General features: G+C 66.6%; 14 protein-coding genes. 8 read left to right on the top strand and 6 right to left on the bottom strand.

The window, feature by feature from the left end; genetic code table 11:
• Positions 1-280 precede the first annotated feature (280 nt).
• Positions 281-802 carry a GNAT family N-acetyltransferase gene (locus tag NVU01S_RS31095; protein WP_043676184.1) on the top strand — a complete coding sequence of 174 codons (522 nt, stop codon included), beginning with the start codon at positions 281-283 and terminating at the stop codon, positions 800-802.
• Positions 803-994: 192 nt separating this feature from the next.
• On the top strand, positions 995-1,441 hold the full coding sequence (locus NVU01S_RS31100; protein WP_156161755.1) for a hypothetical protein: 447 nt from the start codon (positions 995-997) through the stop codon (positions 1,439-1,441).
• A 10-nt stretch (positions 1,442-1,451) separates the two neighbouring features.
• Here NVU01S_RS31100 and NVU01S_RS31105 read toward each other — a convergent pair whose 3' ends face one another.
• Entirely contained in the window at positions 1,452-2,795 is a 1,344-nt protein-coding gene (locus tag NVU01S_RS31105; RefSeq protein WP_043676189.1) for an MFS transporter, read from the bottom strand.
• Positions 2,796-2,925: 130 nt separating this feature from the next.
• Between NVU01S_RS31105 and NVU01S_RS31110 the strand changes: the two genes are divergently transcribed.
• A complete protein-coding gene (locus tag NVU01S_RS31110; protein WP_043676312.1) occupies positions 2,926-3,339 on the top strand; it encodes a RidA family protein in 414 nt (137 codons plus the stop codon).
• A 160-nt stretch (positions 3,340-3,499) separates the two neighbouring features.
• Positions 3,500-5,704 (top strand): elongation factor G-like protein EF-G2, encoded by a 2,205-nt coding sequence (locus tag NVU01S_RS31115; protein WP_043676191.1) that lies wholly within the window; start codon positions 3,500-3,502, stop codon positions 5,702-5,704.
• A 58-nt stretch (positions 5,705-5,762) separates the two neighbouring features.
• Here NVU01S_RS31115 and NVU01S_RS31120 read toward each other — a convergent pair whose 3' ends face one another.
• Positions 5,763-6,668, bottom strand: coding sequence for a tyrosine-protein phosphatase (locus NVU01S_RS31120; RefSeq protein ID WP_043676315.1), 906 nt, complete (start codon positions 6,666-6,668; stop codon positions 5,763-5,765).
• 360 nt (positions 6,669-7,028) lie between these two features.
• Between NVU01S_RS31120 and guaD the strand changes: the two genes are divergently transcribed.
• The gene (guaD, locus tag NVU01S_RS31125; RefSeq protein WP_043676193.1) at positions 7,029-8,375 is read left to right on the top strand and encodes a guanine deaminase; all 1,347 of its coding nucleotides are present in this window, start codon (positions 7,029-7,031) and stop codon (positions 8,373-8,375) included.
• Between the two features lie 110 nt (positions 8,376-8,485).
• On the opposite strand, the gene NVU01S_RS31130 is transcribed toward guaD, so the two are convergent.
• From NVU01S_RS31130 to NVU01S_RS31150, 4 genes are all read right to left on the bottom strand, one after another.
• On the bottom strand, positions 8,486-9,961 hold the full coding sequence (locus NVU01S_RS31130; protein WP_043676318.1) for a carboxylesterase/lipase family protein: 1,476 nt from the start codon (positions 9,959-9,961) through the stop codon (positions 8,486-8,488).
• Positions 9,962-10,347: 386 nt separating this feature from the next.
• On the bottom strand, positions 10,348-10,539 hold the full coding sequence (locus NVU01S_RS43675) for a hypothetical protein (protein WP_043676195.1): 192 nt from the start codon (positions 10,537-10,539) through the stop codon (positions 10,348-10,350).
• 481 nt (positions 10,540-11,020) lie between these two features.
• Positions 11,021-11,290 (bottom strand): hypothetical protein, encoded by a 270-nt coding sequence (locus NVU01S_RS31145; RefSeq protein ID WP_043676199.1) that lies wholly within the window; start codon positions 11,288-11,290, stop codon positions 11,021-11,023.
• Positions 11,291-12,312: 1,022 nt separating this feature from the next.
• Positions 12,313-13,014: a UTRA domain-containing protein gene (locus NVU01S_RS31150; protein WP_218023637.1), complete on the bottom strand. Its 702-nt coding sequence runs from the start codon at positions 13,012-13,014 to the stop codon at positions 12,313-12,315.
• A gap of 269 nt (positions 13,015-13,283) precedes the next feature.
• Between NVU01S_RS31150 and NVU01S_RS43680 the strand changes: the two genes are divergently transcribed.
• The 3 genes from NVU01S_RS43680 to NVU01S_RS31160 are packed head-to-tail and all read left to right on the top strand — an operon-like array spanning position 13,284 to position 15,579.
• The gene (locus tag NVU01S_RS43680) at positions 13,284-13,649 is read left to right on the top strand and encodes a hypothetical protein (protein ID WP_156161756.1); all 366 of its coding nucleotides are present in this window, start codon (positions 13,284-13,286) and stop codon (positions 13,647-13,649) included.
• 56 nt (positions 13,650-13,705) lie between these two features.
• Positions 13,706-14,506, top strand: a complete 801-nt coding sequence (locus NVU01S_RS31155; RefSeq protein WP_043676201.1) for a helix-turn-helix domain-containing protein — start codon at positions 13,706-13,708, stop codon at positions 14,504-14,506.
• Positions 14,503-15,579 (top strand): hypothetical protein, encoded by a 1,077-nt coding sequence (locus NVU01S_RS31160; RefSeq protein ID WP_156161757.1) that lies wholly within the window; start codon positions 14,503-14,505, stop codon positions 15,577-15,579. Before NVU01S_RS31155 ends, NVU01S_RS31160 begins: the two co-directional genes overlap by 4 nt.
• Positions 15,580-15,581 lie beyond the last annotated feature (2 nt).

The raw sequence follows: 15,581 nt of genomic DNA on the forward strand, positions 1-15,581 counted from the left end.
ACAACTGCACCTGGCCAGCAGCCTGTTACGAGCACCAACCACCGACTGCCGACACTCCCTGACGGTCGCCACCGGGACAACCACACCGGGCCGGTTACCGCCGGACAACCACATCGGGCCAGCAGCCTGTCGCGGACACCGACCACTGACCACCGGCACTGCGCCGACCGTCCTCGCCGGACAACCCGCATCGGTCCGGCCGTTTGGTGCGAACGATGACGTTTCGTGGCACGCGGCAAAACACTTGCCGCACCGCCGGTGGACTGCGCAAGATGACCGAGTGCTGCTATCCGATGGTGTTGTCGCACTTCGCCCGATCACGATGGCCGATGCCGAGGCGCATCTGGCCGGCGAGGACGACGAGCTGGCACATTGGCTGAACGGCGGGCGCGGGACTTTGGAAACCGTCGTGCGACATATCGATCGGTGTGTCCAGCAGTGGGAGCAGAAGGGGGCGAACCGAACCTTCGCTGTGCTGGATGTCGCGAGCGGAACGCTCGCCGGAACAGTGGACGTGCACACCAGAGAGCCGTATCTGGCTCCGCGCCAAGCAAATCTGGCCTACGGGATCTATCCGCAGTGGCGCAAGCGAGGCATCGCCACCCGCGCGGTCGAGCTCGCGTGTCGGTATATACGAACCGCCGACCTCGCCACTTACGCCGTGATCCGGGTCGACCCGGACAACCATGCGTCCGCGGCGGTAGCGCTGCGTGCCGGATTCTTCTACAGCCACCACACCGCCGCGAGCGCGGACGACGGACCGATCGACTGTTACCTGCGGGCGGTCACCCCCCGACGCTGAAACAGCTCAGCTCGCACGGCAACGACTTCCACCTCGACGAGGACCTCCCGCCGAGCCTTGGTCCACCCAGCCGACCGAACTCTTCCAGCTGAGCCGACCTCCAGGCATCCTCGACCGACGCCGTCCACGGCGGGACCGTAGCGCATGCGGCTCCGAACACGCGATCGCTGTGCAATGACCGAAGGAGTTTCCATGGGGGTACGTTCGCGCCAGCTGATGCGAGTCGTAATAGCCATTGGCGCAACAACTTTCACCATCGCAGGGACAGCGGCAGCCGACACCCTCGGCTTCAACACCGCCGACCGCAGCGTCATCTGCCTCATGGGCGACACCGAGGTCAAGTGCGCGGTCGCGCCGACAGCAGCGCGCATCACCCTGCCCGGCCCGAAACCCTGTGGGGATTCTTCGATTCCGGTGTTCACCATCGGCCTGTCCGGCCGGGCGTCCGCCCAGTATTCCTGTGCCAGTTTCGGTTACCCCGGTGCCGAGCGCGTCGTGCGGCCGGGTGAGCGCGTCACGCACGGGGAGTTCCTGTGTGTCGCCTACGCCGATCGGGACGGCACCGCGGGGTACCAGTGCGCCAATCACGATCACAACTTCTGGGTTTCCCGCAACGACTACCACATGAGCGGCTACTGACACCCGGAACTTATTCGGGCAATGCCTGTTTCGAGTCCACCGCCGATCGGGTGCGAGCGAGTATCCGCTTCCACAGGTACAGCACGCCGACCGCGGAGGCGATCATGCAGCCGCCGACCACCCAGAGTCCCGCACGCTGGGTGCCGGTCCAATCCTTCAGCCAGCCGGTGATGTAGGGCGCGGCGAATCCGCTGATGTTGCCGATGGAGTTGATCAGCGCGATGCCCGCGGCGGCGGCCGCACCGGAGAGGAAGGTGCTCGGCAACGCCCAGAAGGTGGGCAGGGCGGCGAGGACGCCGACGGCGCACACGGTCACCGCGGCCATGGCCGCGAACGGGTTGCCGAGATACAGCGCGATCGGAATGGCGAGCCCGCCGACCAGCGCGGGCAGTGCGACGTGCCAGGCCCGCTCGCCGGTCCGGTCGCCGTGCCTGCTCCAGAGCACCATCACGACCGCGCCGATGACGTACGGCACCGCGTTGATCAGGCCGCGCTGCACCACCGAGTAGTGCGTGCCGTACTGCTCTTGGAAGCCGTTGATGATGGTCGGCAGGAAGAAGCCGAGCGCGTACAGGCCGTAGACGATGCCGCCGTAGACGAGCGCGAGCCCGAGCACCCGGGAATCGGTGAGCGCCTTGCGTAGCGTCCACTGTTCCTGTTTCTCCACGGCAGCCTGTTCCGCGGCGAGTTCGCTGCTGAGCCATTGCCGTTCGTCACGGGTCAGCCAGCGGGCCTGGGCGGGGCTGTCGGTGAGGTAGAACCAGGTCACCACCGCGAGGAAGATCGCGGGCAGTCCTTCGACGAGGAACATGAACCGCCAGCCGCTCAGCCCGAACACCCCGTGCCCGTACTGGATGATCAGGCTGGACAGCGTCGAGCCGAGCGCGGTGGACACCGGCACGGCCACCATGAACAGGGCGACGATCTTCGCCCGCTGGTTCTGCGGGAACCAGTAGGTGAGATAGAGCAGAATGCCGGGGAAGAAGCCTGCTTCCGCGACGCCGAGCACGAAACGCAGGATGTACAGGACGGTTTCGTTCGGCACGAACGCCATCGCGGTCGCGACCAGCCCCCAGCTGGCCAGGATCCGAGCGATCCAGCGGCGTGCGCCGAAGCGGTGCAGCGCCACGTTGCTCGGCACCTCGAGCACCAGGTAGCCGATGAAGAAGATCCCGGAGGCGAGGCCGAACGCCGTCTCGGTGAGCCCGAGGTCGGCTTTCATGCCGCTGGGTCCGGCGAAGCCGATATTGACCCGATCCAGATAGTTGACGAAGTAGAGCAGCCCGAGGAACGGCACCAGTCGGATTACGACCTTGCGCAGTGTCGCGCGGGAAACGTCGGGTGTGACATCCATCCGCGCACTGTCCCATATCGGGCACCAGGTTTCAGCCGATACGAGCGGCCGATCGGTATCCGGCCGGAATGGTCCGCCGAACGGCAGGTGACAGCGGAATCGCATGATTCGCGCCGACTACGCTGACGCCATGATCAACGAGAGGTTCTCCGATATCCCCGGCGTCGCACCGGGTTTCGGCTACGCCCATGCGGTGACCACCTCGGGTGGCCTCGCCTTCGTGTCCGGCCAGATCGCGGTGGACGCCGCGGGCAACGTGGTCGGCGCGGGCGATCTGGCCGCGCAGACCAGGCAGGCGCTGACCAACCTGGAGAACGTGCTGCGCGCGCTCGGCGCCGACTGGACCGACCTGGTCAAATTCACCTGGTTCGTGACCGATGTCAGTCAGTTGCCGGTGGTCCGCGACGTCCGCGACGAGTTCCTGCGGCCCGCGCTCGGCGACCGGCCCAATCCCGCGAGTTCCCTCGTCCAGGTGGCCGGGTTGTTCCGGCCGGAGTTCCTCGTCGAGGTGGAAGCCGTTGTCGCGCTGCGCGCCGCGAGCTGAGCGGCGGGGATGACCCTCGCGCACCGAAACCGCACGGTATGCCCAGGTCGGAACCCGGTATTCGGGGCATCGGATCTGGCGATCCCGGCACGGAGCGGGACCGCCGGTGGGAAGCTCGAAGTACCGCAGGTGTCGGGGCGCGAGGGAAGCGAGACGCACAGTGGACAAGACGAGCGGATCTGCTGGAGGCAACGGCAGAGTACTTTCGGCCGAGCGGCCGGAACAGATACGGAATGTGGTCCTGGTCGGGCACAGTGGATCGGGCAAGACCACGCTGGTGGAGGCGTTGGCGCTGACCACGGGGACGGTGAACCGGGCGGGCCGGGTCGAGGACGGGACATCACTGTCCGATTACGACGAGATCGAGCATCGACAGCACAGGTCTGTGCAATTGTCGGTGGTGCCACTGGCCTGGGCCGGGATGAAGATCAACCTGCTGGATACGCCCGGCTACGCGGACTTCGTCGGCGAACTGCGGGCGGGCCTGCGGGCCGCGGACGCCGCGCTGTTCGTGATCTCGGCGGCCGAGGGCGCCGAAGGCGTCAGCGGTGCCACACGCGCCCTGTGGGAGGAGTGCGCGGCGGTCGGCATGCCGCGCGCGATCGTGATCACGCACCTGGACACCGCGCGGGCCGACTACGACGAGATGACCGAGACCTGTCGCGCGGTGCTGGGCGGCGGCGCGTCGGAAAACATTCTGCCCCTGCATCTTCCGGTGTACGGCCCGAAGAGCGCGGACGGTCATCGCCCGGTCACCGGACTCATCGAGCTGCTGCCCAACTGCGTGGTCGACTACTCCTCCGGTGAGTGCGTCCAGGCCACGCCCTCGCCCGAACAGCAACCGCTGCTGGACGAGGCCCGCAACCGGCTCATCGAGGGCATCATCGCCGAGAGCGAAGACGAATCCCTGATGGACCGCTATCTCGGCGGCGAGCCCATCGAACTCACCACCCTCGTCACCGACCTGGAGCGCGCGGTGGCCCGGGGCAGCTTCCATCCGGTGCTGTTCGGCGCGCCCGCCCCGGAAGGGGCGAAACAGGGATTGGGCACGGTCGAACTGCTGGACCTGATCACCGGCGGCTTCCCGACGCCGGCCGAGCACATCGTCTCCGCCGTCACCGCCGCGGACGGCAACACCCGCCGCCGGCTCGACTGCGACCCGGACGGCGTGCTCGCGGCCGAGGTGATCCGCACCGCCTCGGACCCGTATGTCGGTCGGGTGTCGCTGGTCCGGGTCTTCTCCGGCACGCTGCGCGCCGACGACACCGTGCACGTCTGCGGGCACGGACTGGAAGAACGCGGGCACGAGAGCCACGATGTCGACGAGCGGGTGGGCGCGGTATCCGCGCCGTTCGGCAAGAGCCAGCGCCCGCTCGGCCAGGCCATCGCCGGCGATATCGCCTACGTCACCAAACTCGGTCACGCCGAAACCGGCGACACCCTGTCCGGCGTGGACAAGCCGCTGCTCATCGAGCCGTGGCAGATGCCGGATCCGTTGCTGCCCATCGCCATCACCGCACACAGCAAGGCCGACGAGGACAAGCTCTCGCAGAGCCTGGCCCGGCTGGCGGCCGAGGATCCCGCGGTGCGGCTCGAACACAACATCCAGACCCATCAGCTGGTGCTGTGGTGTCTGGGCGAGGCGCATCGCGATGTCGCGCTGGAACGCTTGCGCACCAGGTTCGGCGTGCAGGTGGACGTCGTCGAACATCAGGTGGCGCTGCGGGAAACGTTCGCGGGCAAGGCTTCCGGGCGCGGCAGGCATGTGAAGCAGTCCGGCGGGCACGGACAGTACGCGGTCTGCGAGATCGAAGTAGAACCTCTGCCCGGCGGGTCGGGCATCGAGTTCGTGGACCGGGTGGTCGGCGGAGTCGTTCCGCGCCAATTCATTCCGTCGGTCGAGAAAGGTGTGCGCGCTCAGGCCACCCGCGGTGTCGCCGCCGGATACCCCCTGGTCGACGTGCGGGTCACGCTGTTCGACGGCAAAGCGCACTCGGTCGACTCGTCCGATGCCGCCTTCCAGACCGCGGGTGCGCTGGCCCTGCGCGAAGCCGCGGCCACGGCGGGCGTCGCCCTGCTGGAACCGATCGCCGATGTGTGGGTCGTGGTCTCCGACGACTACGTGGGTCCGGTGTTGAGCGATCTGTCCGGCCGGCGCGGCCGTGTCCTGGGCACCGAACCACATGGCTTCGGCCGCACCAGAATTCACGCCGAGGTGCCCGAACTCGAACTGAGCCGCTACGCCATCGATCTGCGTTCCCTTTCGCACGGCACCGGTGATTTCAATCGCACCTATACCCGGCACGAATCGATGCCGAACCAACTGGCCGCGAGTCTGCGCGAGCAAGGGAAGAAGAAGTCCTGAGAACAGGATTCGGGCCCATCCACCGCGTAGTGCATGGGCCCGAACCACTTCCGGTCGATCAGCTGACAAGGTTCTTGCGCAGCTTCAGGATGGTGCCGGCGTCCAGTCCGAGGCCCTGGGTGAGGAACTTGCCGAAATCGCCGTAGTCCTGCTCGATCTTGGCGATGGCGACGTCCAGGTACGCGTCACGCACCTCTTGCAGCGGGATCAACAGATCCGGATTCTGCATCAGACCGGCCTGTTTCACCTGCTGCCGCAGCGCCGCGTCCGCCGCGGCGCGATACTGGTTGGACAGCAGATAGTCTTGCCGCGCAGTACGTTCCGGCACGCCGACCGCACGCAAGGTCACATAGGTCAGCCAGCCCGTACGGTCCTTGCCCGCGGTGCAGTGGTACAGCGTCACCTTGTCGGTGTTGGCGAGATCCTTGATGGTCTGCCCGAACGCGGCCTGCGACTGCTGGGTGAAGAAGCTGGCGTAGACGCCCTTCATGATCTCCTCGGCCTTGCCGTTGCCGAGCATCTCTTCCTGCTTCACCGGATCACGCAGCTGGATCACCGAGAGCAGCTTCTGGAACAGTCCGGTGTCGTCGATCGGCCTGGCGACCGCCTGCGCGCCGGGGATCGGCTTGTCCGCGCCGGCGAACTGCACCTCGGCCGGGGTGCGGAAGTCGATCACCTTCTGCACTTTCAGGCCCGTCAGCTTCTGCACGTCGGCGGCGGTGAGCTTCTCCAGCGAGTCGGCGCGAACGGCCTTGCCCGACTTCACCTTCGCTCCGTCATAAGTGCGATATCCGCCGATATCGCGGGCATTGATCGCGCCCTGCAGATCGATCTTCCCGCCCGCGGCGATCGCGGACTCCGCCTGCGCGTCGGGTTGTGCGGTCGCGAACGGCGAGGCGGTCGTCGCCGTCAGCGCGAAGGTCGCCAGCACTGCGGCGAACAGCGAAACTATTGAGTACTTCATGGCGCGGGACAGTAGGGCGCGCGACACGGCCGCTGCCGGGTTTCCCGCCGATCCCGCCGCAGTTGCCCCGCTCACCGGAATCACCCCGCCGACCAGCGGGATCACCGCGCCGGACAACGGGATTCAGACTGGACAACCGACCGGATTCCGCACCCGAGGCGAGGGTGGGCGCCAGGAACACCTCGTGCCCCCAGCGTGCGAACATCAGCAGGCGCTCGCCGCGACGGAGAGTTGGCAGGCAGCCGCACCGTACAGAGTTCCCCGCGCCCACCTTCCTCGGAGATCATCCCGGTTGGCCGCCGCTCTCGCAAACGCGCGCCGGACCCGCCCCTCGGATGTCGAACGGCTAGCGTCGAGGACATGGCCGAACGCGTGGAGCTGCCCACCGTTTTCCGCGGCACCGTATTGCACTTCCTGCGCGATCCCGGCCCCGACAGCGCATCCGACGCATGGGAACTGTTCGAGGACGGCGCGCTCGCGATCGCCGCCGACGGCACCGTCGCCTGGGCGGGCGAGTGGTCCGCGCTGCCGGAGCGACTTCGCGGCACGGTGGTCGATCACCGGGGCAGGCTGATCGTGCCCGGTTTCGTGGACGCCCACATCCACTACAGCCAGTACGACATGATCGCGAGTTACGGTGCGCGCCTGTCGGATTGGCTACAAGACTACGTGTTCCCGGCCGAGCAGGAGTTCGCGGATCCCGCGCACGCGCGCCACATCGCCGAGCGCTTCCTCGACACCTTGCTGGCCTGCGGCACCACCACCGCGAGCGTGCACCCGACCGTGCATCCGGCCTCGGTCGACGCGTTCTGCGCCGCGGCCCGAGCCCGTGACCTGCGGATGACGTGCGGCAAAGTGCTGATGGACCGGCAGCCGGACGCGCCGGAGTTCCTCCGGGACCGGACGCTGTCCGACGCCGAGCACCAGACCCGGCAGCTCCGCACCCGCTGGCACGGCAACGGTCGCCTGACCTACGCGATCACCCCGCGCTTCGCGCCGTCCTCTACAGACGAGCAGCTGGCCTTGGCCGGTCGGCTGTTCCGCGAGTTCCCGGATGTCGCGTTGCAGACCCATGCCGCGGAGAGCGGTCCGGAAACCGAACAGGTCCTCGCCCGCTTCGCCGGAGCCCGCTCATACCTCGACGTCTACGACCGCGTGGGCATGCTCGGCCCCCGCTCGCTGTTCGCCCACTGTGTACACATCGACGCACGGGACCGGTCCCGGATGGCCGAGACCGGTGCCGCCATCGCCTTCTGCCCCACCTCGAACCTGTTCCTCGGCAGCGGACTGTTCGACCTGCCCGCCGCCTGGCAGGCAGGTGTCCGGGTCGGTCTCGGCACCGATTGCGGTGCGGGCACCAGCTATTCGATGCTGCGCACCCTCAACGAGGCATACAAGGTGGTCATGCTCAGCGAATCGGCGAAACCCGAAGCGCAGCGCACCACCTTGAACGCACTGCGCGGGTTCTACCTCGCCACTCTCGGCGGTGCCGAAGCGATGTACTGCGACGAGCGCATCGGCAACTTCCGCGCCGGAAAGGACGCCGACTTCGTCGTGCTGGACTGGGCGGCCACCCCGGTCCTCGCGCACCGCGTCGACCGAGCCCGCGACTTCCCTGAACGGCTGTTCGCCCAGATGATGCTCGGCGACGAGCGTTCCGTGGTGGCCACCTACGTCATGGGACGACGCGCCTACACCCGGCCTTAGGCTTCCTCTGCGGTTCAGCTCGTCGCCTGGCAAGGGCCGATACCAGGGTTGTCTCGACGACGGGCAGGCGGCGAGCTGGACCGTGGCGGCGCCGGATGTCGAGACAGGGCCTAACGCCGCGCCGCGCGCAACTCCTCGGCGCGCGGGTCGTACACCACCTTCGATTCAGGATGATCGAACACGCGCACCGGACGCGTGTCCGCGTCGAACCGCTCCCAGCCCGGGTCGCCGTGTGCGACGAAATCCACCCAGGCGCGGTGCATTTCGTCGGCGAGCGGCTGCGGCGGGTTGGGGCCGGTGATCGCATGGCCGGATGCGAGAGTGTCGAAAATGAACGAGGTCTCCAGTGCGTGGCAGGCGCCGAGCCCAGCCACGCCGGAGGGCCAAGCGAATTCGTAGACGAACGTCGGCGCGTGCGCACAGACTTCCGCGAACCGCACGATATCGGCCCGGAACGCGACATCGGTGAAGATCGCGGCCAGCAGATCCGCCGGCGTCGCGCTCGGCCGGTCGGCGGCGAACACGTCGGCGAGTTCCGGTGCCATTCCGTAGCGGCTGAGGAAGAACGGCAACGTTTCGGCGGTCACCGCTGGGGCGACACCGGTCGGCATCAGGAAGAAACGGAACTCCTCGGCGGCGTAGCCGCAGAGCAGTGGCAGCGCTCGATCCGGTTGCGATTCCAGCATTTTCACCGGTGTGTCCGTCAGCACGTCCCCGTCGACCACCGGGAAGAAGCTGAGGATGCCGATCCCGTTCGTGATGAACGACGCGCCCCAGCGTTGCGCCGACGGATCGATCATCTGGTCCAGCGCCACCGCTTGCTGCGCGTCCAGCAGTTCTTTCTCCCCTTGTGCGCCGAAAGCGGTTGCGGAGGGCTCTATTCCGAGCTTCGCCGCCGCGGCTGCCGACAACTTGCGGGCATCGTCCATGGGGGCGGCCGCGACGGTGGTGCCGTTCTGGATGATCGCGTGTCGGAAAAGTCCCTGCGCCAAGGGAGTAGCGAGCAGCGCGGCGACGCTCATACCGCCCGCGGACAAGCCGCCGAGCGTGACCTTGCCCGGGTCGCCACCGAAGGCCGCGACATTCTCCTGCACCCAGCGCAGCGCGAAGATCTGGTCGTGCAGACCACGATTCGCCGGTGCGCCGTCCAGCACCGCGAAACCGGCCATGCCGACGCGGTAGTTCATCGACACCACCACGACGCCGTCCCGCGCGAAGGCGCTGCCGTCGGCGACCGCGCCCGCATTGGACCCGCGCGAGTATCCGCCGCCGTGGATCCAGACCAGCACCGGCAGCCCGCCCGCGCTCGGATCCGGCGTCCACACATTGACATTCAAGTATTCGTCGCCCGGCACCCGGTTCATGGTGACCAACGCCTGGATTCCGTCGGGGTAGGGCGCCTGCGGACAGGTCGCGCCATACGTCGTCGCGTCCCGCACCCCCGCCCACTCCCGCACCGGCTTCGGCAATTCGAACCGCGCCGCCCCCACCGCAGGTGCGGCATAAGGAATCCCGAGAAACGCATGCACCCCCTCCCGCACCACACCCCGAACCTTGCCCCCACTGACCGACACAACCGTGTCCACGATCCCCTCCTTCTCCCCGTTCGTCCGCAGCGATCCCACGAACCCCACCCCATACTTCCCCCATCGCATCTGATCGAAACCACACCCCCACAAGCGCATCCGCACCCCGAATCCAGCAGCACCCGCCCCCGCGGAGAGACCGCCGCGCACGCTTCGCTACCCCGCGCACATTTCGCCACCCCGCGCACGCTTCGCCACCCCGCGCACGCTTCACCACCCCGCGCACGCTTCACCACCCCGCGCACGCTTCACCACCAAGCGCACATTTCGCCACCCCGCGCACAATTTCGCGACCACGCGCACATTTCGCCGCCCCGCGCGCGTGTCAGCCGAACGACACGCGCGCGGCGCGCAATTAGGTGCGCGGCACGTTATCGCCGACGAACCTATGCAGTGATCAGGCGCACTGCCGGTCCGCAGAGCCGCCGCATGTCATCGGGGTCGCTCGTGAGCATCAGAACCGGCGGCGCCTGTCGTACGGCCATTTCGGCGACGACGGCATCGATCGCGTGTTCGTGCCCGTGCAGTCCGGCGTCGAGGAGCAGGGCCGAGGCGGCCTTGGCGGTGCCGTCGTCCACCGGTTCGATCCGGAGAGCCGACAGCAGCCAGGCGAGGAGCGCCCGGTCTGTCTACGGCATCGATCGCGTGTTCGTGCCCGTGCAGTCCGGCGTCGAGGAGCAGGGCCGAGGCGGGGCGGTGCCGTCGTCCACCGGTTCGATCCGGAGGGCCGACAGCCAGGCGAGGCGCGCCCGGTCTGCCTTTCAGTGGGTCGCTTCGATGATCGTGAGCGCACTGATCACGACTTCCATGCCACGGGAACGCGCTTCGGCGACGACTCCCCCGAAACGGGGCGAGCCCTCCCGCGCCGTTGCGGGAGGGCTCGAAACCACTTGGGGTCCTACGACTTACACGTCGAAGTAGAGTTCGGACTCCCACCTGGGCGTTTGTCATCGTGGGCAATGCTGGCGCGACTTCCTGACCTGCGGGCTCGGCGTTGGCGAGGGTGGGTCAGAGATGGGCACGGCTGACGCTGCTGCGTACTCTCTGCGTACCCGGTGTTCAGCGGGACTGGTTGTTGTCGAGCACTCGGACGAGCAGGTCACGGACCTCGGCAACGGTCTCCTCGATGGACCGCACCCGCACGTTCGTGTCCTCAAGCTTCGCGTCGGCGCGGCCGGACGTGTGATTGATCTTCTCGTCTACGACGTCGAGGCGCTCGCGGGTCTGCTGGCTGAGCGCGTTCACGGCGGCGAGCACGGCCCGATAGTCGGCGCGCTCGGCTTCCAGAGCGGCGACACGGGCTTCCAATTCGGCGAGCGAGGCAGACACGTCACGATCGTACCGGGGGGCGTGTGTTCTTCCCGAGGTGTGAATTTGTACCAGGAGATATACCGGCGCGCGGTTGATGCCTAGGCATCAATTCTTAACACGTCATCTGTTCCGGTCCCGCTCAGCGTTTCCAATTGATGCCTAGGCATCAACCCCGCTCCCGAACCGTGCCGACTCCCCGCACTTCCGCGTCTGCAAGTGCGGCCCTCGCACTGCGGGCCGCAGCGTGGGGCCGTCGCTCCCGCAGTACGGGGGCCGCAGTACACGCGCAGTCCCTCATTGATGCCTAGGCATCAATTGCTGACACGTCAGCTGTTCGAGCCTGCTCGCGTCCCCGTTGACGCCTAGGCATCAACCCGAAGCGCTTCCACTCCCCCTTCCTGTGGTCCATGCCCCCGATGGCCCGGCGGACCGTAATGCGCGCTACGCGACTCCGGCCACCGCTCCGACTCGCGTGCTCTAAACCACCACCTAGGCACTCAACCAGACCACCGACGCTCTAAACCGCCGCCTCCGCACCTGACGTCACCACCTACTCAACCCCTCTTTTGGTCCCTCTTAGCTACCCCTCAACTAACTACCTCTTCCTACCTACTGAACCACCCCTGGCTCTCGCTCCTGCTGTTCCTGATTCTCTATGAACAGCGAAGCCATAGAGAATCAGGAACAGCAGGAGCGAGAGCCCTGCGCCGAAGGCGCAGTTCAGACACACTTTTTGAGTGGCCATTTTGCAAAAACACGGGACTAAACTTGTTCGGCCACTGTTCGGCCACTGTTCGGCCACTTGGACGGCCACCCCGCACGGATTCCGGGCGCACCGGCACAACCTACGAACACTGTTCTGGAGCGCTGGCGCGACCCGCAACGGCACTCTCGCAACCTTTCGGCTAGCTCCCAAAAGGGGAAGCCGTGCTATGAACGCGACGAAGCCCCTGGTATGCATCGCCGCCCATCCAGGAGGTGTACCAGGGGCCTCGTCAGTCGAGCCCGGAGAACGGTCGGATTGCCGTCCGCTCCAGGGCTCAGTCCAGGGAGTACTCGGCGCTCAGCTCTCGGCCGGCCGCGAGGAAATCGATTGCGAACTCGGTGGGTTTACCCTCGTCGTCCCAATACAGGTTCGTCATCGTCAGGCTTGGGACACCCACCTCAATCCCGAGGATTTCAGCCACGTCCGCTGGCGCGGGCTGGACAGCAACGACATCACGGCGGCGCACGAGTCGGCGTCCTGTTCGGTCTTCGATTAGACCGAACGTCATCTTCGGAAGCGGTTGGGTCAAAAGAAGTTCCGGCGCTACGTCCGCCAGATCGCCTGGGAGCCACGAAGTCGAGACAGCGACGACACCCAGATCATCGCGGTAGACACGGCGGCGCCGGACTGTCGTGTAACCGACCGGGAGCTCCAGGGCCGAGGCGACGGACTCGTTTGCGTCGACCAGTTCAGCGCTCACGACCTCCACAATCTCACCTGGCCGGTAACCGTTCCCCGTGGCCCGAAGCATTTGCAGCCGGTCAGGCCCTGTCGTCTGCTTGTGCTCAAGCGAGGCGAAGGTGCCTTGGTTCGTGCTGCGGACATAGCCCTCGACACGAAGCTGGTTGAGCGCCTTCGCGGCGGTGGCTGTGGCTACCTTCCAATCGTTGGCGATCTCAACGACCGACGGTAGCTTCGCACCTTCAGTCAACTCGCCGTTTCTGATCAGAAGGCGATAGTGCTCCGCGATCTGCACGTACGGGGGTGCTGGCCGATCCAGGCGCGGCGACATGTGAGCGATCCTCCTCACGCGTTAGCGTGCTAGCTGGCGATTCCATCTTACCATCAGCGCCGATTCACACTTCCCAATCGTGTACTAGCTCACAAACACAATCGCGTGCTAGCATGCATACACAACGAAAAAGCTCCCCGGTGGATTGCAGTCCGCCGGGGAGCCAGCACCAAAGCAGTGTCCAGCTGCTTCGGCATTTCAGTCACTTCGAATGGGATTGGAGCCCACGAAGCATGTCCAGTGTAGATCCGCAGGAGATTCGAGTAGACCGTTCGCAGCTGTATCGCCGTGAAGGGCGGCTGGAGTACGGGGTTCAGGATGGCCGGTACTTCAGTGTGTATCGCGGCCGGGTGACGGGTATCGAGCCTGATTCTGCTGCGCATCGTTGGCTCGATGCTCATCGGGACCGCATCAATTCCCTATTGACCTGGGTCGATGAGACAGCACCGATCAAGGAACGCGACGTCCGTCGAGGTCAGGGCGGTCCGATCGATGGCGCTGCCGTCGACCGTGAGGCCGAGTTCGAGCGGATGTGGACTCGCCGGCGTGACAGTGCGGCGGCGATGGCTCCTGCGCGTGATCGGGGGCGGTCGCGGTGAGTGCCCCGAAGGGTTCGCCGAATGATCGCCTACGGCGGGCGGTGTTCGAGGCTCGGATGACTCCCGAGCAGTTGGCGCGCAAGATCGAGGTTGATCCCAAGACGGTTCAGCGGTGGATCACCCAGGGCCGTACGCCGTATCCGGTTCACCAGTTCGCTGTGGCTGTGGCGATCGGTGTACCCGAACGTGAGTTGTGGCCCGAGGGTTACACCCATCACCGGAGTCAGCACCTCCAGTCGGTGCCTGACTCGTCGGAACCACGGCCTTCGACCATTCGGATCCGTGACGGAGGCGAGCGAGGCCATCGAGACCACAACGGAAGCGAGGCCCGTCCCAGCGTCGGGGAGCCCGGAACGGTGTTGAAATCGCTTCTGCGGGAAAAGCACTGGCAGAGCCATCCGGAGTTTCAGCGAGCCTATGACAAGGTAGCGCAGCAGATCGAACCCGAACTGGTCGGCACCGCTCCGGCCAAGGCCCAGTTCTATCGGTGGCTGGCTGGTGACATCCAAGGCTTGCCACGGGCGCACTACTGCCGGGTCCTGGAGGCCATGTTTCCCGGCAAGACCGTGGAAGAGTTGTTCGCCCACCACACCCGCACGCCGATAGGCCCCGCAGGTGAAATACCTGTCCAGCATGACCACGAACGGGTGTCGAGCCGCGATCGGGTTGAAGGCGTGCCAGCTGCCGAGCGACCGCGCCCGGTATCAAGTGCGGCTGCCAATGCTCGGATGCGGGAGTTGATGAGCTGGGTCGACCTCACCTCACCGCTCAAAGAGCGCGACATCCACGCGGACCGGGAACGGCCGCAGGATCACCGCACCTACAGCCGTGGCAGCGGAGTGGAGCGGACACGATGACTACAACGCGAGAGGATGCGCCCGCCGCTGGCGGGCGCAGGGACCACAAGAAGAAGGCCCGCGCGGCCGGGCTGGAGCGGCGCATCACCGCCATGCGTGGTGAGGGCGCGACCTACGACCAGATCCGCGAAGCACTCGGAATCACCGCCCGCGCAGTCGAATCCGTCCTCGGCGAAGTCGCGGCTCTCAGCGAGCAAGGACGCACGCACGGTGAGATCGTCGACGTTGTCGGACTGCCTCGCACGACGGTGCGTCGACTGCTCAGCGACAAGCGTGAGTCGCGGGTGAACGCACGGGCTACGACCGCGACGGCGGTGATAGTGGAGATGTACGGTCTCCAAATCGACGTGCTCGCAGCGCTTCTCGGCATCGACATCACCCACGCGCGGTCGTTGGCGCGGCAGCTGCGCACCGACCGGATCATGTTGCCCAAGTTGATTCAGGTCCAACCCGGTGAGAAGTGGCTCGTACCGACTCGCGAGACGGCGGGCTCGTTCTTGGGGTGGATGCCCGCGACGCTGTGGAAGCCACCGATCAAGGACGCCGAACACTATCGTGCGGTCGCGATGGCGCGGGCGCTGCTCGTCGGCGCCGAACCCGGGGTATGGGTCTCGGAGCGGCAGCTCCGTCACGACGCCGCGGCCGCGGCGCGGGCACGCAAGCCGGGCTCGCGCGAACTCGGCCACATCCACGACGGCCGGTTCCTAGGCGTGGTGAACGGCACCTACGGCTGGTGGGCACTGGAAGTCGAGTTGACCGCCAAGTCCGCCAAGAACATGGACAAAGCACTGCGCGGCGCGCTCTACGCCGCCCGCGACGCCGAACCCGAACCGATGATCGGGCTGCTCTACCTCTACCGGGGCCGCGAGGTACGCCGCGTCCTCGAAGCCGCGTTCGAGCGCCTGCCCGCCGGCACTCTCACCGCCACCGGCTTGACGTTCTGCGACGGCGACATCGATGAGGAATGGGCCGAATTCCTCGCCACCCGCACCCGGATGCGGGCAGCGGCCCGCACACCCAACCCCAACCACCGCCGCCCCCGACGCGGCGGCGCACGAACCGCGAAGGACTGACC

This window comes from Nocardia vulneris (assembly GCF_001613425.1).
Taxonomy (GTDB): Bacteria; Actinomycetota; Actinomycetes; order Mycobacteriales; family Mycobacteriaceae; genus Nocardia; species Nocardia vulneris.

Excerpts from the sequence above, each read along its gene's own strand:
- NVU01S_RS31100 (WP_156161755.1), top strand. The coding sequence starts at position 995 with ATGGGGGTACGTTCGCGCCAGCTGATGCGAGTCGTAATAGCCATTGGC.
- NVU01S_RS31105 (WP_043676189.1), bottom strand. The coding sequence starts at position 2,795 with ATGGATGTCACACCCGACGTTTCCCGCGCGACACTGCGCAAGGTCGTA.
- NVU01S_RS31110 (WP_043676312.1), top strand. The coding sequence starts at position 2,926 with ATGATCAACGAGAGGTTCTCCGATATCCCCGGCGTCGCACCGGGTTTC.
- NVU01S_RS31120 (WP_043676315.1), bottom strand. The coding sequence starts at position 6,668 with ATGAAGTACTCAATAGTTTCGCTGTTCGCCGCAGTGCTGGCGACCTTC.
- guaD (WP_043676193.1), top strand. The coding sequence starts at position 7,029 with ATGGCCGAACGCGTGGAGCTGCCCACCGTTTTCCGCGGCACCGTATTG.
- NVU01S_RS43680 (WP_156161756.1), top strand. The coding sequence starts at position 13,284 with ATGTCCAGTGTAGATCCGCAGGAGATTCGAGTAGACCGTTCGCAGCTG.
- NVU01S_RS31155 (WP_043676201.1), top strand. The coding sequence starts at position 13,706 with ATGACTCCCGAGCAGTTGGCGCGCAAGATCGAGGTTGATCCCAAGACG.
- NVU01S_RS31160 (WP_156161757.1), top strand. The coding sequence starts at position 14,503 with ATGACTACAACGCGAGAGGATGCGCCCGCCGCTGGCGGGCGCAGGGAC.